Here is a 20,270-nt window from a genome sequence, read left to right on the forward strand (position 1 = left end):
GCGCTTTTTTCAGTATTAGCCCAGGTTGCGCACGATGTACGGACCCATGAAGTTCGCCAGCGGCAGCGGCAGCTTCTTCCACATCTTGATGAACAGCTGGTACTTCGGATTCAGCGGATTGTTGTCCGGCAGCGCGGTCGCGCCATACAGCTTGTATTCGTAGGGCAGGTGCTGGGCCGTGAAGCCCCAGTTCTTCTTGAAGTCGTAGGCGCCGGTGCCCAGCTTGCTGCGGCCGAAGTCGAAGATCCGGCAGCCGCGCGCGGCGGCGGCCTGCATCAGGTTCCAGTACATGAAGTCGTTGCCGGCCACGTTGCGCGCCAGGTCCATGCCGCCGCCGTAGTAGGGCACGACCTCGTCGCGCCAGTAGAACGACAGCACCGATCCCACCAGCTGGTCGTCCTCGGTGAGGATGGTGCGCACCTCGCACTCGTCGCCGAAGGTCTTCTGCAGCAGGGCGAAGTATTTTTTCGGGAACACCGGGGTGCCGAGGCGGTGCACGCTGTGCGCGTACGCTTCGAACATGCGGTCGACATTGTCCTCGACGACGCCCTTCAGGCCCAGCTTGATGCCCTTGCGGACCATCGCGCGCTGCTTGCGCGGGATGGCGTTCAGGTTGGCTTCGTCGTCGGCCGAGATCTCCTTGCGGAAGGTGACGTACAGCTCCTTCGTGTGCCAGGCCGGGTCGTCCGGGTGGAAGCGCTGCATGCCGCGGTATTCCAGGTGGCCCACGCCCAGCTTGTGTGCCAGTGCGTGCGCGGCCTGGTCCAGCATCGCGCGCGCGGCCTCGCCGCCGGTACCGCTGAATGCGGCCGGGCCGCCGTACACGCAGAACGGCATCGCCCCCAGCGAGTGGCCGAACAGGCGGCTCTTGATTTCTGCGAGCGGCAGGACGCCCTGGATCTGGCCGTCCTGCTGCACGTAGTAGAACCAGGTCTTGATGCCGAACGACTCCTCGATCACCTGCTGCCATCCGGACAGGTGGAAGAAGGTGGCGTCGGGGCAGGTGCGCACGAAGGCGTCCCAGCGCGCGCGTTCGGTGGGCTGCATCAGGTGCAGGGTGAGTGGTCCGCTGGCCGGGATCGGGGTAGATGCGGGCGCGACGCGTTTCGTTACAGCTGCTTCGATGATCGAGTTCATGCTTGATTCAGGAAGATCCGGTCCATGCGGTCCCAGGCGAAGTCACGTGCCAGGGCTTCGATGCGGCTTTCCATCCGGTCGATGTTGATGTAGTGGCGGAAGCGGGCTTTGGCGCCCAGGCCTGCAGGGCGCGGCTGCTGCGTGTCGATTTCCCACGGGTGGAAGTAGAACAGCGAGGGCTGGCGGTCGTCGCGGTTGACCTTTTCCATCATCCAGCGCGACAGCGCGTAGGGCAGCAGGCGGAAATAGCCGCCGCCGCCGGCCGGCAGGTTGCGTTTCAACAGGTTCACCGTGGTGATCGGCACTTCCAGCAGCCCGTCGGGGCCGTTCGGGTAGAAGGCGAAGCGCGGCGCTTCCGGCATGCCGTAGTGGTCGTGGGCGATCGGGTAGATGCTGGAGCTGTAGCGGTAGCCGGCCTCCAACAGCTCGTCCATCGCCCACAGGTTGGCGCGCCCGATCGAGAAGCTGGGCGCGCGGTAGCCCAGCACGGTCTGGCCGCCGATGTCTTCCAGCAGCGCCTTGGCGGAGCGGATGTCGTTGGCGAATTCGGCGCGGGTCTGGTCGGAGGCGCGCAGGTGGCCGTAGCCGTGGCTGGCCAGCTCGTGGCCGCCGGCGACGATGCGCTTGACGACCTGAGGATAGCGCTCCGCGATCCAGCCCAGGGTGAAGAAGGTGGCGCGCACGCCCTGGCGCTCGAACAGCGCCAGGATACGGTCCATATTGGCTTCGACCCGGCATTCGCGGCTCGGCCAGCTGGCGCGGTCGATGTAGGGAGCGAAGGCCGAGACCTGGAAGTAGTCCTCGACGTCGCAGGTCATCGCATTGCGGATGCGTTCTCCCGGAGCCGGCAGGCGGCGCGGGGCGAGTTCATACATGTTCATTCTTGGTTGTCCACAGGCTGGGTGACCGCCCCCTGGGGCGTGGCAACGATCTTCTTCAGGATCGACAGGACGGAAACGATCGACTTCTCGAGGCGCATCATGCGTTCGTCCAGCACCTCGACGCTGCTGGCGCGGCGTTCGCCGGCACGTTCATCGAGCGTGCGCAGCTCCTGGCCCAGCGCGCCCAGGCCGGTGCCGGGGATGGCGTCCGGCGCCGGTACCGGTGCGGCCTGGCCCGCAGGCAGCTGGAATTCCTCGCTGATGTCGCTGATGACGGTGTTGATGTCGGCTTCGCCGAAGGCATGCATCTCTTCCAGGTAGCCCATCAGCAGCACGCGGTCCATCAAGGTATTGACCTTGCGCGGGATGCCGCCGCTGTAGGCGTAGATGGCGGCATGGGCGCCGTCGTCGAAGGACGGGTCGCCGTTCCAGCCGACCGTCGCCAGGCGGTGCTCGATATAGGCGCGGGTCTCCTGCGCATCCATCGGGCCCAGGTGGTAGCTGGCGATCACGCGCTGGCGCAGCTGCTGCATGCCGGGGCTGTGCAGGGTGGTGCGGAATTCGGGCTGGCCGAGCAGGAAGGTCTGCAGCAGCGACTTGTCGTCGGTCTGGAAGTTCGACAGCATGCGCAGTTCTTCCACCGTGCGCGCCGACAGGTTCTGGGCCTCGTCGATGACCAGCAGGGCGCGCTTGCCCTGGTGGTCGACGTCGCACAGGAATTTTTCCAGGCGCGTCAGCAGGTCGGTCTTGCTCGCGCCTTCATACGGCAGGCCGAACGCCGACACCACCATGCGCAGGGTGTCTTCCGGATCGAGGTGGGTGTTGACGATGTGGGCCGCCACGATCTGGTCGGACGGCAGGCCGTTGAACAGGTTGCGCACCAGCGTGGTCTTGCCGGCGCCGACTTCGCCGGTGACGATAATGAAGCCTTCGCCTTGCGACAGGCCGTACTCGAGGTAGGCCATGGCACGCTTGTGCCCCTTGCTGCCGAAGAAGAAGTGCGGGTCCGGGCGCAGTTGGAAGGGTTTGGCGGAAAATCCGTAAAAGGTCTCGTACATCGCTGCTCCGATTAGAACTGGGCGGAAAGGGTGGCCGTGATCGCGTTTTCGCTGTATCGCCCGCCGGTGGCCACGTCGTTGCTGCCCTCGACATGGCGCATGTCCAGCGCTACGCTCATGCGGCGCTCGACGCGCCGCGTCATCCCGACCCGCAACTGGCGATGGACCTGCTTGATGCCGGTGTCCAGCGAGGTGATGTGGTCGAGGGTCGCGGTCGCGGTCGCGATCGTGCGCGACGTCAGCCGGTAGCTGAAGACGCTGTTGAGGCTGCGTTGGCGGACGTTGTCGTTCAGGGTGCTCAGCTGGCTGCCGAGCAGCGCGCTGTCGGACTCGCGCAGCGACAGCGCAGTGCGCTCGGTCCGGTTGAGGCTCGTCACCAGGCTGCTGTGCGCCCAGTTGAACGCCACCGCCGCCTGCAGCTGTTTCTGGCGCAGGTAGCGGTTGCTCAAGTAATTGACGTTGTTGGCCAGGCTGGGCGGCAGGCCGGATGCCTGCAGGTATGTCTGGACCGCCTGCTGGCGCAGCACCGGATCCGGGATCGAGGCGCCGAGCAGGCTGTCGATCAGGGATGCGGTATCGATCGTCGACGGCAGCAGGAACTGCTGGCGCGTGGTCGTGATCGCGTCGCTGTAGTTGATGCTCCAGACACTCTGGCGGCTGCGGTGGCTGGCGACCAGCGAACCGGTCTTGCCGAAGTAATGGCGGCCGAAGCTGGCCTGCACGCTGGTGCGGGACGACGGCGACCAGATGAAGCCGCCGGACCAGTTGCGTCCGGCGGTGCGCCCGCCCAGCGTCTTGTAATCGTAGGTGTCGTAACCGACGCTGGCGGTCGCGCTGATCTGGGGCGAATAGCGCCAGCGCAGGTCGGCCACCGCATTCTCGGACGACGAGGGACCGCCCAGGCGGTTCTGCATGTCCTGATGGGTATACGACAAGCCCCAGCCCACGGTATGGAAAGCGGTGCCGCTGTTCAGGTTCAGGCTGCCGGTGCTGGCCGTGCTCGAGCCGAACGGATTGCGCGCGCCGGCATCGACCCCATCGCGCGAATAGCGCAGCAGCATGTCGGCCACGCTGCCATAGCGGTGCTGGACATAGGGACTGATGCGCCAGGTGTTGATCGTGGTGCGGTTGCCCATCGAATATAGGTTGTCGTTCACCTGCGGCCCGAAGGCCGAGATGTTCTGCGGGCCGCCGGAAGCAGCCATGTCGAGGAAGACGTCGTCCGTCAGCTTGGCCAGGGCGTTGGCGCTGTAGTCGTGTTCGCGGTCGTTCAGGTTGGGCTGGTTGCCATCGGTGTACGCGAACTGGTGCACGCGGCCGACAGCGGAAAGTCGCAGGCGCGGGCTCTTCTCCGTCAGCGCAAACCCGGCCATCGCTTCACTGACGAACTGGGCATGTGCGAGCTCGTCGCGCTGCAGGCTGGGGTTGTCGGTATAGGTTTCCGTCACCCCAACGGTCGGGGAAAATTTCCAGTCGGCGCGACATTCGGCCGACAACAACAGTGCCGCCAGGGCGAGCGGCGTCAGCAGCAGCGCCCGGTGCGGCCGTTTAGCCGTAATGATAGTCATACGTCTCTTCGATGCCTGGGAGATCCCTGGTCTTGTTATAGATGAGATTGACGTTGTTCAGGCCTTCGAGCTGGCTCAGGGCTTCCTTGACCGCATGCTGGGTCGTGGTCTGGGCTTCGACCACCAGCACGATCTGGCCCATGTGCGAGGCCAGCACGCGCGATTCGCTGGTCAGCAGCAGCGGCGGCGAGTCGAAGATCACGATCCGGTCCGGATAGCGGCTGGCGATCTCATTGACCAGGTGGCTCATGGTCGAACTGGCCAGCAGCTCGGTGGCACGCGGGGTGCTGGTGCCGGCCGGCAGGATCGACAGGGTGTCGACGTTGGTGCGCAACATCACGTCGCCCATGTCGAGCTTGTCGTCGACCAGCAGGTCCATCAGGCCGCGCTGGGCCGGCAGGCCGAGGGTGCGCAGCACCGACGGGCGGGCCACGTCGGCGTCGACCAGCAGCACGGTGTGGTCGAGTTCCATGGCGATGCTCATCGCCAGGTTGATCGCCGAATAGGTCTTGCCTTCGCCCGGCAGCGAGCTGGTCAGCATGATCAGGTTGCCCGGCTTGTCGCCCGGTGTGCGTTCGGCGAAGGCGCGCTGCAGCAGCGGGCGCTTGATGATGCGGAAGTCTTCCAGCAGGGACGTACGGCCGCCGGCCGCGGTAACCATGCCCATTTCGCGCATGCGCGCCAGGTCCAGCTCGACGCGGCGGGTGCTGAACTTCGGCATGACGCGCTCGGCCGTGGCGGCGGACGCTGCGGCTGCTGCGGCCGCGGTCGCGGCGGTCACGGCTGGCGACACCGGCACCGCATGCACGGCGTCGTGCGCGATGCCGGGTACGGGGCTGTCCAGCACCACGGCCGGGATCACGCCGGCGTCGATGGCACTGGCAGGGGTGGCGGTGGCGGCGCTACGCTGCCGGTCGATGCGGCTGGCGGCTTTTTCGATAATGCTCACGTGGAACTCCTTGCAATCTTTGCGGGGGCGCCGCGATCAAAACGTAGGGTGGGACAGGATCGCTGCCACCCCCGCGCCATAAATTCCGAACAGCACCAGCACCGATACCCCGAGCGCGGCCAGGCGGCGCTTGCGGCGGATCGTCTGTGCCGTCGTCCAGTTCATGCCGATCGAACCGAGCACCGGCAGGCCGGTGACCTCGCGCAGGGTGGACTGGCTCAGGAAGGTCGGGCGCAGCTGGCTCATCAGGAAGGCGAGGGCGATGCCGGCCACCAGGGCGCCGACGAACACCGCCGAGAACAGGCGCAGGCGGTTCGGGCCGGTCGGCTGGAGCGGGACGGTCGGCGGATCGATCACGCGGAAGGTCAGCATGTCGGTGGCGGACGACAGGTCGCCCGACAGGCGCGCGGATTCGCGGCGTTCGAGCAGCTTCTGGTAGTTTTCCTTGTTGACCTGGTAGTCGCGGTTGAGCTGGACCAGCTGGGCTTCGACTTCCGGCACCGAGGCACTCTGCGTGCGCAGGCGGGCGACGCGGGCCGCGTATTCGTCGACGCGGGTGCGCATCGACGCCACGCGGGCCTCGGCCTGCGACAGCGAGACGTTCAGCTGCTGCAGCATCGGGCTGTAGCCTGCACCCGGATCGGCGCTGCGCTTCTTCTGCTTGGCCAGCTCGGCCTTCTGCGCCAGCAACTGTTCCATCAGGCGGCGGTTGGCCACGATGTCCGGGTGCTGCTCGGTGAACTGCAGGCGCAGCGTATCCAGGCTCTTCTGGGTGGTGGCGATGCGGGTTTCCAGCTCCGGATCGGTGACCGCGATGTCCGCGATTTCGCCTGGCTTGGCCGGCTCGCCCGAGATCTGGCGGCGGATCGCGTTACGGGCCTGCTCGGCTTCGGCCAGTTCCAGGCGCGCCTGGCTCAGCTGGTCGGTGGCCTGGAGCAGCTGGCTGCTGAAGTCGCCGCCGCCGCCTTCGCGCGGCAGCAGACCCATGTTCTTGATCTTGAATTCCTTCAGCGAGTTTTCGGCGGCGGTCAGCTTCTCTTCATACGTCTTGATCTGGTCGTCGATGAACTGCACGGCCTTTTCCGAATCCTGCTTCTTGCCGCTGAAGCTGCCCTCGACGAAGATGGTCAGCAGGGACTGCACAACGTCCTTGCCCAGCTTTGGATTGTCCGAGGTATAGGTGATCGTATAGATGTCGTCACGCTCGGTGCCGGCGATCTTGATCTTCGACATCAGCTCGTCGACGATCTTCTCGTGCTCCTTGGTGTCCTTGGCCTTGACGTCCAGGTCCACCATGCGCATCAGGCGCTCGACGTTCGGACGGCTGATCAGGGTACGGCGCATGAAGACCACCTGCTGATCCAGGTTGGGCAGGGTGGTCATTCCCGAAAGCAAAGGCTTGAGGATGCTTTGCGTATCGACGTAGACGCGGGCCGACGCTTCGTACTGATTCGGCAGGCGCAGCACCACGGCCCAGCCGATGACGGCGATGGTCCAGGTAATGGCGACGGCATACCAGCGGTATTTGCCAATCGCTTTAAAGAAGCTCAGGAGGGTGGCTGTGATCTCTGCCATCTGTCAATCTCACCATGAAAGATCCGGGGTCTTGTATTGATCCGGATCAAAGAAAAAAAAGATACTTCGCATCATCGCTTGTACTCATGTCAATTGCAATTAAGCACAAGAAAAATGTGAAGAGCTCAACAAGACGTACCTCGTCTACAACACAAATTCCATACAGAAACACGAAGATGCACTAATGTTGGATTACCTTTGTCGTATTGTTGATTAAGGAGTAACAAAATATGGGCGACTCTTGCGACGAAACAACGAGACTTCTACGTGCACGGTGTTCATGGAGTAGACTTGCGAAATCGCAACTTTCAAAAAGAAATCGATTCATTGTAATGTCTAAATTGCAAAAGGGGGTGCACGGTTGGTGCGCTACTGAAACACGCTACGAGTTTCGCTTTGGAAAAGTATCCGATGCCTTCGTGCAACGACTGCTGGCGGGGCTGCTGGCCCTCTGCGTGCTGAGTCCGGCGAGATGCGCTGAGCTGACTGCGGTGATCCCGGCCGTCAAGCGCTCGGTGGTCGGTATCGGGACGTTCGAGCGTACGCGCAGTCCCTCGGTCGTGTTCTCCGGCACCGGTTTCGTGACGGGGGACGGCTTGAGTGTGATTACGAACGCGCATGTGGTGCCCGACAAGGTCGACGAGGCACGCATGGAGCAGATCGGCATCGTGACCAGTGACGGCGACACCGTGCGCTTCCGTCCGGCGCAACTGGTGGCGCGCGACAACGAACACGACCTGGCCCACCTGCGCCTGAGCGGGCCGCCCTTGCCGGCACTAAAGCTGGGGGATTCGGACAGCGTGGCCGAGGGCCAGGGCCTGGCGTTTACCGGCTACCCGCTGGGCATGGTGCTGGGCCTGCATGCGGCCACCCACCGCGCGACCCTGGCTGCCATCACGCCGATCGTCATGCCTTCGCTGAACTCGCGCAAGCTTGATGTGCGCCAGCTGGTCCAGCTGCAGCGTACCTCCTTCGACATCTTCCAGCTCGACGGTACTGCTTACCCCGGCAACAGCGGCAGCCCGGTGTACGACCCGGACAGCGGCGTCGTCTGGGGTGTGATCAACGCTGTGTTCGTCAAAGGACTGAAGGAAACCGCAATCAGCAATCCCAGCGGTATCACCTATGCGGTCCCGGTGAAGTACGTAAAAAACCTGATGCAACAGAAATGAAACCTTAGGAAAGATTTCAATCGTGCACGGTCTTTTCCTGAAGCACTCTGGTATACAATAATCCACTGTTAATGGCTTACTAACATATTTGTGTTCGACGAAAGGGAATGACGTGGGCAAGTACAAGGCGAACCTGATCAAACATACGGCTGTGGCGACCGCCACTGTGCTTGCACTGGCGTTGACCGGCTGTGCCACCAGTACTCCCGTGCCGCAAACCCAGGTGACCAATCCGGACTACCTGATCGGGCCGGGCGATACCGTCAATATCATGGTGTGGCGCAACCCGGAAGTGTCGATGTCGGTACCGGTACGCCCGGACGGCAAGATCACGACGCCGCTGGTCGAAGACCTGCCGGCTGCCGGCAAGACCTCGACCGAACTGGCGCGCGACATCGAAAAAGCGCTCGCCAAGTTCATCCAGCAGCCGGTGGTGACCGTCATCGTCACCAACTTCATCGGCAATTTCAGCGAACAGATCCGTGTGATCGGCCAGGCCACCAAGCCGCAGGCGCTGCCTTACCGCCGCGACATGAGCTTGATGGACGTGCTGATCGCGGTCGGCGGCGTGACGGAATTCGCGTCAGGCAACCGCGCCAGCGTGATCCGTACTGTCGACGGCAAGCAGCAGAAGTTCAATGTGCGCCTGGACGACTTGATCAAGGAAGGCGATATCTCGGCCAACATGCCGATGCGCCCGGGCGACGTGCTGGTCATCCCCGAAAGTTTCTTCTAAATTGTTTCGCGTCGATATTTTTTACAGTCGACAGCGTTCCAACATACAATAGAATTTCCGGATAGCACATCAGGGAATAAGCGCCTGATTTCAAATGTTTTTTTCGGAATCATGTGATCGTGGCGCGGAACTTGCTTTCCATAAGAAGTGAGGCACACTTCACATGAAAAGCAGTACATCTTTGGGGATATCGCACGTGACAACCGACAATCAAGAAAACAAGGGAAACGCAGCGCCGTTGCCCTTGAGCGAGCGCGGTGCAACGCGGCGCCGGTTGGCCAAGGCCGGCATCGGTGCCGCGGGTATCCTCTGGACGCTGGAAAGCCGCGCCACCATGAACACGATGATCTGCAAGGCGCCTTCCGGCGCACTGTCGGGAGGCTTGAGCAGCCACTATAGTCCGGCGACGGCATGCAGCGGCCTGTCGCCCGGCTATTGGAAGAACCATCGTTCCTGGCCGGTGTCGCGCAATATCATGTTTACCTCGGTATTCGACGTCCAGGGCGAAAAAAGCACCTGCACGGAACAGACCATCAACCAGTCCTACCTGTGCTCGACCATGCTGAACCTGCTGAGCAAGCAGTCGTTCGACCGCTACAATCTCGGCATGCATCTGGTGGCCACCTATCTGAATATCATGTCTGGCAAGATCAGCTTCCTCTCGGTCGACACGCTGCAGAAGATGTGGACCGACGTGCAGGCGACTGGCCACTACAGCCCGGCTTCCGGCGTCTTCTGGAGCGCCGAGCAGGTCAAGAACTATCTCCAGGCTACCCACGACTAAGGCGGTAACGAGTATGTGGCGCGTGGTTCCGGGGCAATCTCTTGCCTTTCGGGAATGGGACGGAGAAGTGGTGCTGTACAACGACCTGTCGGGCAACACCCACCTGCTGGACGGCGGTGCGATCGATGTGCTGCAGGCGCTGCGCATGGGTCCCGCCGATGCCGCCACCCTGGCGGCCGGCCTGGCCGAAGGGTTTGACACCGATGCCGATGAGTTATCCGTCATGATCGAGGACATGCTGGCCGGCTTGGCCACGCTCGACCTGGTCGAATTGATCCCATGCTGACCGTCGCCGACCTGCCGCGGCGCGAGCTGGCGGCGCGCCTGGCCGGTCCGGGACTGGTCTTGCGCACCGGCCCATTCGCCAACCGTATCCGCAGCGATGTCCCGCAGCTGATCGATGGCATTGCCTTGCTGTACGCCGACTATCCGGTCGACGCGCCCGGCGGCTTCGCCGACTTCCACCTGTCGCTGCACCGCGCGGGAGGCGTGCGCCGCTGGTTCCGTCCCCAGGTCCGTTTCGCACAAGAAGGCATGACCCCGTTCAAGCCCTTGCCGCTGGCGCAGGCCTATCCGATGTTCGAGTGGGTGATGAACTGGTGCGTGTCGCACCGCGCCCATTCCTACCTGATTGTCCATGCCGCCGTGCTGGAGCGGCATGGCCGCGCGGTGGTCCTGCCGGCGCCGCCCGGATCGGGCAAGAGCACACTGTGCGCGGCCCTGGTGACGCGCGGCTGGCGCTTGCTGTCGGACGAGATGACCCTGGTGCGCCTGGAAGACGGCGCCGTGCTGCCGCTGCCGCGCCCGGTCAGCCTGAAGAACGGCTCGATCGATGTGATCCGGGCCTTCGCGCCCGATGCCGTACTCAGCACGCCGGTGGAAAATACCTCGAAGGGCACCATCGCCCACCTGAAGGCCCCGGCCGCGAGCATCGTGCGCGCTTTCGATCCGGCCCGCCCCGCCTTCATCGTGTTTCCCCGCTATGAAGCGCAAGCACCCACCAGCTTGAGCCCGCTGCCGAAGGCGCGCGCCTTCATGGGGGTGGCCGAGAACGCCTTCAATTACCAGGTGCTGGGCGCGCGCGGCTTCGGCGCCCTCGGTGCGCTGGTCGAGGCGACGCAGGCGTTTGAATTCCGTTACAGCAAGCTGGACGAGGCTGTGGTCCTGTTCGAGCGCCTGGCGAAGGACGGCGCATGAGCCGCGGCCCGCTGCTGCTGCGCGTGTTGCGCGACCCGTCCGTGGCGGCCGGGCTCGACCAGGCCGGCTGGGACTTGCTGCTGCTCCAGGGGCTCGGCGCCAACATGAGCGCCATGCTGCCGGTCCTGATCGAGGAAGCCGGCCTGTTCGAACGGGTGCCGCCGGCGCCGCGTGCCCACCTGGAATGGGCGCGTGCCGCCAGCGCCCGCCATGCCCAGGCGGTGCGCTACGAAGTGCTGCAGATCGACCGTGCACTGTCCGGGCTGGGCTTGCCGCTGATCCTGCTGAAGGGCGCGGCATATGCCATGGCCGGCCTGGCGCCCGGACGCGGCCGGATGTTTTCCGACATCGATATCCTGGTGCCGAAGGCGCAGCTGGGCCAGGTCGAGGCAGCCCTGATGATGAACGGCTGGGCCAGTCTCCACCAGGATGCCTACGACCAGCGCTACTACCGCGAGTGGATGCACGAACTGCCGCCGATGGAGCACCTGCGTCGCGGCAACGTCATCGACGTGCACCACGCGATCCTGCCCGAGACGGCGGCGCAGCGCCCGGATCCGGCCAAGCTGCGCGCGGCCGCGGTGCCGGTCGCCGGCCTCGAGCCCGGCATGCCGCCGCTGTACGTGCTGGCGCCGCGCGACATGGTGCTGCACAGCGCCGTGCACCTGTTTTCGGAAGGCGAGTTCGACCAGGGCTTGCGCAACCTGTTCGACATCCACCGGCTGCTGCTGCAGTTCGGACAGCAGCAAGCGTTCTGGGACGGCTTGCCGGCGCGCGCGCGCGAACTCGAGCTGGAGCGCCCGCTGTTCTATGCGCTGCGGTATTGCCGGCGTTTGCTGGGCACCCCGGTGCCGGACACGGTGATCCATGACATGGCGGCGGCCGGCCCCGGCCCCGTGCTGCTGGCGCTGATGGACCGCCTGTTCCTGCGTGCCCTCGGCCCCGCCCACCCGAGCTGCGAGGATGCCTTCACGCCGATCGCCCACGGCATGCTATACGTCCGTGGCAACTGGCTGCGCATGCCTTTCTTCCTGCTGATGCGCCATTTGTTCCACAAGGCCTTTCTTTCGCCTGACGCAAAGCCGGCTCACTGATATTATTAAAAAATCATCGATCTGCAATCATTCCTATTGCGAGGACGACATGGGAAGCGTGGAGAACAGGCTGGTACGCTTGCAGGACCTGCAGCATTTCCTGGCTGAAGGCAGCCTCGACGATTGCCTGCAGCGCCAGGCTACGCTAACTGCGGGGCTGCTCGGCGCCGCCAGTTGCTCGATCATGCTGCTCAACAGCGGCGCTCCCGACCAGCTGCGGATGACGGTGTACGCACGCTTCGGCAATCTGCCGGAAGCGGCCCTGACGGCCTCGGTCGGCCGGGACGAAGGCATCTGCGGCCGGGTGCTGGCCAGCGGCGAGGCGCTGCTGGTCGACGACATCGCGCAGTCCGACCTGGCGGCGCTGGCCCAGGGACGCGACGGCATCGGCGACAGCCTGATGTGCGCTCCCTTGCGCATCGACGGCAAGATCGTGGGCGTCATCAATGTGGCGGGCGCCCAGGCGGGCCCGGCATTTGGCGACAGCGATCTGCAATTGCTGAATATAATTGCGCTATTCATCGGTAAGTCGATCCAGGTGCAACAATTGCAACGTCTGCTCGACTCGCGTTTTGCTCAGCTGGCATTGCTGCAGGAAGCGCGCGACCAGGTCGGGGACAAGGTCCGCCTGGCCTACCGTAATCCGGAGGATGCAGCAAAAATTCTTGCGCGCTCGTTTTTCAAGGAAATGACCAAGGCCGGGTTCGAGTCCGGACAGATCGTCAGCGCGGCGACGGAATTGATCGAGCAACTGAATTTGAAGCTCAAGCATCCTCCATTGTCCCACCCACCGACTTCACACTGATTCATGCCCGACACCACGAACAATCTGGCGCCCGCACTGGCCGCCTGGCAGGCATTGCTCGGCCCGGAAAATGTCCTGAGCAGTGCAGCGGCCCTGCAGGCCTGGGGTGCCGACACCACCGGGGCGACGCGCCGGCTGCCGGCCGCGCTGCGGCTGCTCGACAGCAAACTCTTGCCTGAAGTAATGCGCATCGCCCAGCGTTTCCGGATTCCCGTGCATCCGATCAGCACCGGCCACAACTGGGGTTACGGCAGCGCGCTCGCGGCGCGTGACGGCTGCGTCATCATCGACCTGTCGTCTTTGCGTGGGATTTTGCATTTCGATCAGGAAATGGGCGTGGTCACGGTCGAGCCCGGTGTCACGCAAGGCATGCTGGCTGACTTCCTGGAGCGGAACGGCTATCCCTTCATGGTGCCGACCACCGGTGCCGGCCCCGATTGCAGCCTGCTCGGCAATGCACTCGAGCGTGGTTACGGCGTCACACCCCATACCGACCATTTCGCGGCGGTGACGGACCTCGAGGCCGTGCTCGCGGATGGCAGCCTGTACCGCACGGCAATGCGCGAGGCCGGCGGCGAAGACATCGCGCGCCTGTTCAAGTGGGGCATCGGGCCCTATGCCAGCGGCTTGTTTACCCAGAGCGGCCTGGGCATCGTGACGCGCATGAGCATCATGCTGGCGCGCCGTCCGGAAAAAGTGAAGGTGTGCTTGTTCAGCCTGAAGGACGACAGCCTGCTCGAGCCGGCCGTCGAACGAATCCGCACGATTCTCGGCCGCCTGCCGGGCACGGTCGGCGGACTGAATCTGATGAACCGGCACCGGGTGCTGGCGATGTCCGCGCCGTATCCGGCCGACCAGGTCGGGGCCGACGGCCTGATCCCGGCGGAAGTGATCGAGGCGCTCGGCGGCCAGTACCAGATCCTGCCCTGGACCGGTTTCGGGACCCTGTACGGCACCTCGCGGATGGTGGCGGCGGCGCAGAAGGAGATCCGGGCGGTGCTCAAGGGGGTCGCCAGCCGCCTGCTGTTCCTGAGCCAGGACAATGCGAACACCTTGCTGGCCCTGTCGCGCTGGATTCCCGGGCCGGCCGGGCGCCGCCTGTCGCGGACCGCGTCGACGCTGGCCAGTTCGATGGAACTGGTGCTCGGACGCCCGAACGAAACCGCGCTGCCGCTGGCCTACTGGCGCAATCCGCGTCCGCATGGCGATGGCCCGCGTGATCCGGCACGCGACGGCTGCGGCCTGATCTGGTACGCACCGCTGGTGCCGATGCGTGGCGGCGGCGCGCGCGCTTATGTCCAGATGGTCAGGGACATCACTCGCCGCCACGGCATCGAGCCCTTGCTGACGTTTACCTCCCTGAGCGACAAGCTGTTCGACAGTACCGTGCCGCTGCTGTTCGACCGCGATTCGCCCGCCGCGGTGGCGGCGGCCCAGGCCTGTTACCGGGAACTGATCGCCGCCGGCCGCGAGCGCGGTTGGTTCCCCTACCGGCTCGCGGTCGATGCCATGCCCGAACTGCAGGCTTGGCTCGACGATTCGGCACGCCTTCACGCGCGCCTGCGTCGCGAGTTCGATCCGCACGACCTGCTGGCGCCGGGGCGCTATCACGTTTAAGGCGTTGTAAATAACGCATCAATGCGCCCTGGCTATGCTCCGCTTTGTGTTGTGTTAACTAGCTAACTGTCGGCTTTTTTTACAAATTTTGTTAACTGGCCTCAGTCAATAAGAAATAATCTTAATTTCAAAATAATAATTTTCTTTAGGATCAGTTACTTATAAGGTATTTCTTCATGCTGGCACGGAGGTTGCTTATATACCTTTGCTGTCGTTAAACATCAATCAAATCCAAATATTGGAGAAAACATGAAGAAGTTACTCGCTTTCGCTGCCGCCGCCGTCATGAGCGCCGGTGTATATGCTGCTCCGGCAACCCAACTGCCGACCGGTCCAGTGTTCATTAAATTCAATGGTATCGAGCAAATCGCCGTCGCACCAGGTACGACTACCTTTGCCGGCAGCAACGAAATCAACTGGGGCGTGATTCTGGTGTCGACTCTGGAAACCGGTAAGGTTGACGAGAGCAACAACCTGATCGGCAGCACTGGCAACATTTTCTTCGCCAACGGCTTGCAAGGCGGCCAGGTCACTGGCATGTTCTACGACGTCCAACGCGGTGAGCCGTCGGCTACCAACCCGTTCCCGGCAACTGGCGGTTTCCTGGACCTGTACTGGCGCGACCTGAACACGATGTCCCGCACTACCCTGGACGTGACCTCGAATGTCCGTACCGATTTCAGCCACGCTAGCGGTTTTACCGACGGCACGTTCCTGGGCCGTATCATGTTTGACACCGGCATGGACACCAGCAGCGCGATCAACAGCATCGTTGGCAGCGTCGTGCCGACCACTGACGGCTCGTCGTTCACCGGCATCGCCAATTCCTACGGCTCCATTGACAGGAGCGCTGGCGGTCTGTGGGCCGCCCAGCTGGACTCGAACTACTTCATCACCAAAGATGGCCAGCGCGACCTGCGCTTCAAGAACAGCTATGATTCCAACGACAACTGGAACAACGGCTCGGGTATCCGCGGCGCGAATATCCAGGATCCGGGCCAGGCATTTGCCCTGCCGGAGCCGGGCGCGCTGTCGCTGATGGGCCTGGCCATGGTCGGCATGGGCGCCGCTCTGCGCCGCCGCGAGAAGAAAGCTGCCAAGTAATTCCTGGCGCTCTCATGAAAAGGCCTCTTCGGAGGCCTTTTTCTTTTGTTAAAAATTTTGCTGATTGACAACATCGGCGCCTTATTGTTTACTTGCCAAATGACTATGCGTACCCGTCTTCTTCTCCAGGTACCGGCAACCATGCTGATCCTGGCCTTCGTGCCGACCAACCTCTGCAAGCTGGCCGCCTTGCTGCTCGTCTGGGCCCTGAGCTTCGGCCGGCTCAGCAAGGTCGAGACGATTTTCTATGTCTGCGTGTGCCTGTTCTTCACAGCGATGAATGCGGCGTCCCTCAAGCAGGGCATTTTCATGTTCGCCCATCCGGACATCCTGCTGCAGCCGGTCTGGGAACTGTTCATGTGGGGGTTTTATCTGTTGCACACGCGGCGGCTGTTGAACGGAGCGGCGCCGGCGGGCCGCCACGCCACCGTCTGGGCACTGGCGCTGGCCTACTCGGCCGCGTTCGTCACCATCCACGACAGTAATACGCTGTTGCTGGTGACGGGCGTCCTGCTACTGCTGGGGCTGGCGCTGTTCCATGAACCGCTGGACCTGGCATATGCCGGCTATATGGTGCTGCTGGGGGCGCTGATCGAATACACGGGCGTGCACAGCGGCCAGTGGGGCTATCCCGGCAATCCGCCGGGCGGCGTGCCGCTCTGGTTCATCACGATGTGGGGTGGGATCGGCCTGTTCATGCGCCGGCTGATCGTGCCGATCCTGGTGCGCCATGAAACGGGCCGGCAGGTGCCGGCCGACGCTGCGTAAAGCCTGTGCGAACTCAGCCGAGGCTGGTGAGGCGGCGCGTGATGCCTTCTTCTTCCTTCTGGGAGAAGAAATAGGGGAACAGGGAACGTTCGTTTTCCGCGGAATCGCTGGTGCCGCCGTAGCGTTCGATCTGGTCCTGGACGTAGTCGAGGCTGTTCCACAGCAGCCAGCCCGGCGCATCCACGCGCGGGTTGATGCGCAGTTCGCCGACGCGCTTAAAGCCCAGCATCGTTTCATAGAAACGGCGATGGCGCGGATTGACTTCGATGAACACGTCGGTGCACTTGTGCAGCCGGCGTCCATAGATGAACATCACGTGGAACAGCGAGGCCAGAGCGGCCTTCGAACGGACTTTGGGATCGAAGGCGAGCTTGGTGATCTCGCAGACCTTCGCACCGCGCTCGCGGAAGCGATCGATCTCGTCCTTGAAAACTTCGTCGGCCAGCAGCCCGACAGGGGAATCGATCCCAAGCGTGACCGTGCCGACCACTTCACCATGGTCGGAAGCCGAAAGGGTAATCCGGTTCGGATCATCGTCAAGACGATGCGTGCCCGTGTAACCACGCCACGCATACATCTTGTTGATGAGAAGATTCGCAGAACTGCGTCTCCCATCCGAGTCCGCTGTGCGGATACCAAATGTTTTTTCGTTAATAGTCACGTCGGTGATCGTATCACAGTCGAGCTCGTGACCACCCGAAGGAGCAGGATCGTAACGTGCGTCTTGGATTTCGGAGGACGCTTTTATCAATTCCTCGTGAGTTGTTAAGCTGTTCATTCTTTTAATCTCCGCAGGACGTCGATATTTATCTTGCGCCGAGGCGCTCCTACTTTAACAATCGTAACACTCAGGCAGCAAAGATGCGATAAAGAAATGAATATTTGATAATAAACGTAATAAAAAAGACATGTTGTGACGCCAGCGGCTTGCGCCGCTGGAAAAATGTCACATTTGCTGTAAAAGTTCCTTGGCCTTCGCCGAGGCGTCGCCTTTGTTGGCGGCGGAAACTTTTTCCAAGGTCTTGCGCGCGCTTGCCTTGTCGCCGCTCTTGACCTGGGCTTGCGCCAGGTGCAACTGCATGTCGACGTTGTCCGGCAGCGCCGCCACGGCTTTCTGCAGCAGGTCCACCGCGCGCTTGCCGTCGCCCTTGTCGGTCAGGATGCTGCCGAGGGTGTCGAGCACAGCCGGGTTGTTGCCGGCCAGGCTATAGGCCTTCTCGGCCGTTTCCAGGGCCTTCGGATCGTTCAGCTGCTGGTAGGTCCAGGCCAGGTTGTTGAGCGCCAGCGCATTATTCGGCGTCAGCTTCAGGACCGTCTCCAGCTGGGCAGCGGCAGGCTGGTACTGCTTGCTGTACAGGCTCTGCTCGGCCGAATACATCAGTGCCTGGACGTCGTTCGGATGGTCCTTGAGCCATTGCGCCAAGCCCTGGCTGGCCTTCTGCTCCTTCCCTGTCATCTTCTGCAGGCGGTGCAGCGCCAGCGCGACCTGGGTGGTCGGATGGCTCGCCTGGGCCTTCTCGTACAGCGGCAGGGCCTGGTCCACCTTTTTCTGCATGAGCAGCAGGTCGGCTTCGAGCATCAGGCCGGCGGACGCGGTACGTTCCTGCTTCTGCAAGCCGCGCGCGATCGCCAGCGCTTCTTCCGGACGCTTCTTGCGCACCGACAGCTCGGCCAGCGCAAGCTGGGCCGGCAGGAAGTCGGGCTGCAGCGAAGTCGCTTTTTTCAGCTCGGAGGCGGCATCGTCGTCGCGCTTTGCCAGCGCATAGGCGCCGGCAAGCTGGTATTTGGCCTGCGCGGACTTCGGCTGCACGTTGACCAGTTTGCTGTAGGTCTCGATCGCCGCGGTGGTGTCCTTGTTCACCAGCTGGGCCTGGCCCAGCAGGTTCAGCAGGTTGGGATCGGTCGGGTTTTCGGTCTGCAGCTTGCGTGCCAAGGTCAGCGCCTTCGGCACCTGCTTGGTCCGCAGATAGTGGTTGGCCAGGCGGATCGCGGGGCCGACGGCATCCGGATTCTCGCTGTTGGCCTTCTCCAGCCAGGTCGTCGCCTTGTCGGTCTGGCCCTGCAGGCTTGCCAGCTCGGCCAGCGCGGTCATCGCGCCGATGTGTTTAGGATCCTTCTTCAGCAGGGTGGTGAAGCGGGCCTCGGCGTCTGCCGGCTTCTTGTCGTTCAGGTCCAGCTGGGCCAGGTTCGCGGCGGCCGGGAAGAAGCCCGGATCGAGCGCGAGCGCCTTCTCCAGGCTAGCGCGGGCGTTGGCGAGGTCGCCCTTGCTCGCGTAGACCGAACCCAGCAGGGTTTGTACCTGCGCATTCTCGGGTTGTTGTTTCACCAGCGCTTGCGCGGCGGCCAGTGCCTTGTCGTAGTGCTTCATCGACATTTCGGCTTGCACCAGCGCGATACCGCCCGTGGGCGAGCTGGTGTCGAGCGATGCGCCGAGCTCGAGCTCGGACAGGCCTTTCGCCTGGTCACCCTGCTTGAGCTTGGACAGGCCCAGGGAGGTATGCAGGGCAGCGACCTTCGGCGCCAGTGCCGTCGCTTTTTCGAGGTAATTGGTGGCGTTGCCGAAGTCCTGGTTGCGCAGGTAGGTTTCTCCGGCCAGGGCCAGCAGCTGGGGATCGTCCGACGGCGTCTTCAGCGCCGGCGCCAGGGTCGCGAGGGCCTCGGACGGCGCGGTCTGCAGCTGCGCCTGGGCCAGCAGCTTGCGCGCATACGTATTGTCCGGAATGGCCGTCAGATACTTGCGCAGGTGTTGTTCGGCCTGCTGGGAGGCACCCATCTTCAGTTCGATCGCGCCCGCAAGCAGGATGCTCGGCATGTGCTCGGGTGCGCTCTTGAGCACTTTTTGTATGGACTCCAGGGCCGCCTTGTTCTCGCCTTTGGTGAAGTCGAGCAAGCCCTGGGAATAGGCCAGCTGCAGGCTGCCCGGCGTGATCTTGCGCGCCGCGTCCAGATCGGCCTTGGCCTCATCGAACTTGTGCAGATTGATTTCAATGAGGGCTTTTTCGATATGCGCGGTGCGGTGGTCCGGCTTGAGCGTCGCGGCCTGGGTGAAAGCGGCCAGCGCTTCCGGCATCTTGCCTTCGCTACGCGCGCGCGAGCCCTTGAACATCCAGGCTTCGGTGTTTTTCGGATCCTTGGCGACAGCCTGGTCGACCAGTACCGTGGCCGCTACGAGATCCTTCTGGTACAGGGCCAGGCGCGCCATACCGATCAGGACGTTGCCGTTGTCCGGCTGCAGCTTGGCAGCCTGGCCGTAGGCTTCTTTGGCCTTGTCGGCGTCGTTCAGGCCGAGATAAGCGTTGCCGCGCAGGGTCAACAGCTCGGCCGAGCTGGCGGCGCTGTCGGCCGGAATCACATCCAGCATTTCCTGCAACTTGCCTTGCTGTTCGAGCGCGCGCGCGAGGGGCGGCAGCACGCGATTCTTGTCGATGCCCAAGGTCAGCGCCTTGCGCAGTTCCTTCTCGGCCGACACGGCATCGCCGGTCTCGACATGCAGGACGCCCAGTGCCAGCCGCGCTTCGCCGTTTTCCGGGCTGTTGGCGACGGCATTCTTCAGCTCGATCATCGCAGCCTTGACTTCGCCTTTTTGCTGGTACTGTTTTGCTTCCGCCAGGAGCTGTTCGGTCGGCTTGGTGCGATTGCAGCCGCTCAGAGCGGCCGCGGCGATGATGGCCCCGGTGACCAGAGCGGTGCTGAGCGCCCTCTTGTTGACTTTACGCGGCATGATTTCCTCGAAATATAGGCTGGTGCAAACAGGCCTGTCTGCATAGAAATTTACAAAAATCAATCATACCCGAAGATATCAAGGAGTCATTAACACAATAGGCA

Annotated in this window: 18 protein-coding genes; 10 read left to right on the top strand and 8 right to left on the bottom strand. The window is 63.1% G+C overall.

The window, feature by feature from the left end; genetic code table 11:
• Positions 1–15: 15 nt before the first annotated feature.
• From ACI48D_RS07070 to ACI48D_RS07095, 6 genes are read right to left on the bottom strand one after another with little or no spacing between them, the layout of a single operon-like run.
• Positions 16–1,137, bottom strand: coding sequence for a FemAB family XrtA/PEP-CTERM system-associated protein (locus ACI48D_RS07070; protein WP_435570513.1), 1,122 nt, complete (start codon positions 1,135–1,137; stop codon positions 16–18).
• On the bottom strand, positions 1,134–2,018 hold the full coding sequence (locus ACI48D_RS07075) for an XrtA system polysaccharide deacetylase (RefSeq protein ID WP_435570514.1): 885 nt from the start codon (positions 2,016–2,018) through the stop codon (positions 1,134–1,136). The genes ACI48D_RS07070 and ACI48D_RS07075 overlap by 4 nt, the downstream gene beginning before the upstream one ends.
• The gene (locus ACI48D_RS07080; protein WP_435570515.1) at positions 2,015–3,076 is read right to left on the bottom strand and encodes an XrtA/PEP-CTERM system-associated ATPase; all 1,062 of its coding nucleotides are present in this window, start codon (positions 3,074–3,076) and stop codon (positions 2,015–2,017) included. Before ACI48D_RS07080 ends, ACI48D_RS07075 begins: the two co-directional genes overlap by 4 nt.
• Before the next feature lie 11 nt (positions 3,077–3,087).
• Positions 3,088–4,644, bottom strand: coding sequence for a TIGR03016 family PEP-CTERM system-associated outer membrane protein (locus ACI48D_RS07085; RefSeq protein ID WP_435570516.1), 1,557 nt, complete (start codon positions 4,642–4,644; stop codon positions 3,088–3,090).
• On the bottom strand, positions 4,625–5,593 hold the full coding sequence (locus ACI48D_RS07090; RefSeq protein ID WP_435570517.1) for an XrtA-associated tyrosine autokinase: 969 nt from the start codon (positions 5,591–5,593) through the stop codon (positions 4,625–4,627). Before ACI48D_RS07090 ends, ACI48D_RS07085 begins: the two co-directional genes overlap by 20 nt.
• A 36-nt stretch (positions 5,594–5,629) precedes the next feature.
• Positions 5,630–7,168 carry an XrtA system polysaccharide chain length determinant gene (locus ACI48D_RS07095; RefSeq protein WP_435570518.1) on the bottom strand — a complete coding sequence of 513 codons (1,539 nt, stop codon included), beginning with the start codon at positions 7,166–7,168 and terminating at the stop codon, positions 5,630–5,632.
• Positions 7,169–7,587: 419 nt separating this feature from the next.
• Here ACI48D_RS07095 and ACI48D_RS07100 point away from each other — a divergent pair, with 419 nt between their 5' ends.
• The 10 genes from ACI48D_RS07100 to ACI48D_RS07145 all read left to right on the top strand — a co-directional run bounded on the left by ACI48D_RS07100 (position 7,588) and on the right by ACI48D_RS07145 (position 16,445).
• Complete coding sequence (locus ACI48D_RS07100; RefSeq protein ID WP_435570519.1) at positions 7,588–8,340, top strand: S1C family serine protease; 753 nt, start codon at positions 7,588–7,590, stop codon at positions 8,338–8,340.
• A gap of 133 nt (positions 8,341–8,473) precedes the next feature.
• Positions 8,474–9,076 (top strand): XrtA/PEP-CTERM system exopolysaccharide export protein, encoded by a 603-nt coding sequence (locus tag ACI48D_RS07105; protein WP_435570562.1) that lies wholly within the window; start codon positions 8,474–8,476, stop codon positions 9,074–9,076.
• A gap of 196 nt (positions 9,077–9,272) precedes the next feature.
• Positions 9,273–9,860, top strand: coding sequence for a hypothetical protein (locus ACI48D_RS07110; protein ID WP_435570520.1), 588 nt, complete (start codon positions 9,273–9,275; stop codon positions 9,858–9,860).
• Between the two features lie 13 nt (positions 9,861–9,873).
• Positions 9,874–10,146 carry an HPr-rel-A system PqqD family peptide chaperone gene (locus tag ACI48D_RS07115; protein WP_435570521.1) on the top strand — a complete coding sequence of 91 codons (273 nt, stop codon included), beginning with the start codon at positions 9,874–9,876 and terminating at the stop codon, positions 10,144–10,146.
• Positions 10,140–11,057 carry an HprK-related kinase A gene (locus tag ACI48D_RS07120; RefSeq protein ID WP_435570522.1) on the top strand — a complete coding sequence of 306 codons (918 nt, stop codon included), beginning with the start codon at positions 10,140–10,142 and terminating at the stop codon, positions 11,055–11,057. The genes ACI48D_RS07115 and ACI48D_RS07120 overlap by 7 nt, the downstream gene beginning before the upstream one ends.
• On the top strand, positions 11,054–12,151 hold the full coding sequence (locus tag ACI48D_RS07125) for a nucleotidyltransferase domain-containing protein (protein WP_435570523.1): 1,098 nt from the start codon (positions 11,054–11,056) through the stop codon (positions 12,149–12,151). Before ACI48D_RS07120 ends, ACI48D_RS07125 begins: the two co-directional genes overlap by 4 nt.
• A gap of 79 nt (positions 12,152–12,230) precedes the next feature.
• A complete protein-coding gene (locus ACI48D_RS07130; protein WP_435570524.1) occupies positions 12,231–12,956 on the top strand; it encodes a GAF domain-containing protein in 726 nt (241 codons plus the stop codon).
• Between the two features lie 3 nt (positions 12,957–12,959).
• Positions 12,960–14,573 carry an FAD-binding oxidoreductase gene (locus ACI48D_RS07135; protein WP_435570525.1) on the top strand — a complete coding sequence of 538 codons (1,614 nt, stop codon included), beginning with the start codon at positions 12,960–12,962 and terminating at the stop codon, positions 14,571–14,573.
• A gap of 249 nt (positions 14,574–14,822) precedes the next feature.
• Positions 14,823–15,677 carry a PEP-CTERM sorting domain-containing protein gene (locus tag ACI48D_RS07140; protein ID WP_435570526.1) on the top strand — a complete coding sequence of 285 codons (855 nt, stop codon included), beginning with the start codon at positions 14,823–14,825 and terminating at the stop codon, positions 15,675–15,677.
• Positions 15,678–15,782: 105 nt separating this feature from the next.
• Positions 15,783–16,445 (top strand): hypothetical protein, encoded by a 663-nt coding sequence (locus tag ACI48D_RS07145; protein WP_435570527.1) that lies wholly within the window; start codon positions 15,783–15,785, stop codon positions 16,443–16,445.
• Between the two features lie 13 nt (positions 16,446–16,458).
• Here the strand turns inward: ACI48D_RS07145 and ACI48D_RS07150 are convergent, their stop codons facing one another.
• Positions 16,459–17,223 (bottom strand): GNAT family N-acetyltransferase, encoded by a 765-nt coding sequence (locus ACI48D_RS07150; protein ID WP_435570528.1) that lies wholly within the window; start codon positions 17,221–17,223, stop codon positions 16,459–16,461.
• Positions 17,224–17,391: 168 nt separating this feature from the next.
• Positions 17,392–20,166 carry an XrtA/PEP-CTERM system TPR-repeat protein PrsT gene (prsT, locus tag ACI48D_RS07155; RefSeq protein WP_435570529.1) on the bottom strand — a complete coding sequence of 925 codons (2,775 nt, stop codon included), beginning with the start codon at positions 20,164–20,166 and terminating at the stop codon, positions 17,392–17,394.
• Positions 20,167–20,270 lie beyond the last annotated feature (104 nt).

Source organism: Massilia sp. LXY-6, assembly GCF_051233485.1.
Classification (GTDB): Bacteria; Pseudomonadota; Gammaproteobacteria; order Burkholderiales; family Burkholderiaceae_D; genus Telluria.

Bases quoted from the DNA above. Each gene is read 5' to 3' on its own strand.
- ACI48D_RS07070 (WP_435570513.1), bottom strand. From the start codon at position 1,137: ATGAACTCGATCATCGAAGCAGCTGTAACGAAACGCGTCGCGCCCGCA.
- ACI48D_RS07075 (WP_435570514.1), bottom strand. From the start codon at position 2,018: ATGAACATGTATGAACTCGCCCCGCGCCGCCTGCCGGCTCCGGGAGAA.
- ACI48D_RS07080 (WP_435570515.1), bottom strand. From the start codon at position 3,076: ATGTACGAGACCTTTTACGGATTTTCCGCCAAACCCTTCCAACTGCGC.
- ACI48D_RS07085 (WP_435570516.1), bottom strand. From the start codon at position 4,644: ATGACTATCATTACGGCTAAACGGCCGCACCGGGCGCTGCTGCTGACG.
- ACI48D_RS07095 (WP_435570518.1), bottom strand. From the start codon at position 7,168: ATGGCAGAGATCACAGCCACCCTCCTGAGCTTCTTTAAAGCGATTGGC.
- ACI48D_RS07115 (WP_435570521.1), top strand. From the start codon at position 9,874: ATGTGGCGCGTGGTTCCGGGGCAATCTCTTGCCTTTCGGGAATGGGAC.
- ACI48D_RS07120 (WP_435570522.1), top strand. From the start codon at position 10,140: ATGCTGACCGTCGCCGACCTGCCGCGGCGCGAGCTGGCGGCGCGCCTG.
- ACI48D_RS07125 (WP_435570523.1), top strand. From the start codon at position 11,054: ATGAGCCGCGGCCCGCTGCTGCTGCGCGTGTTGCGCGACCCGTCCGTG.
- ACI48D_RS07135 (WP_435570525.1), top strand. From the start codon at position 12,960: ATGCCCGACACCACGAACAATCTGGCGCCCGCACTGGCCGCCTGGCAG.
- ACI48D_RS07140 (WP_435570526.1), top strand. From the start codon at position 14,823: ATGAAGAAGTTACTCGCTTTCGCTGCCGCCGCCGTCATGAGCGCCGGT.
- ACI48D_RS07145 (WP_435570527.1), top strand. From the start codon at position 15,783: ATGCGTACCCGTCTTCTTCTCCAGGTACCGGCAACCATGCTGATCCTG.
- ACI48D_RS07150 (WP_435570528.1), bottom strand. From the start codon at position 17,223: ATGAACAGCTTAACAACTCACGAGGAATTGATAAAAGCGTCCTCCGAA.
- prsT (WP_435570529.1), bottom strand. From the start codon at position 20,166: ATGCCGCGTAAAGTCAACAAGAGGGCGCTCAGCACCGCTCTGGTCACC.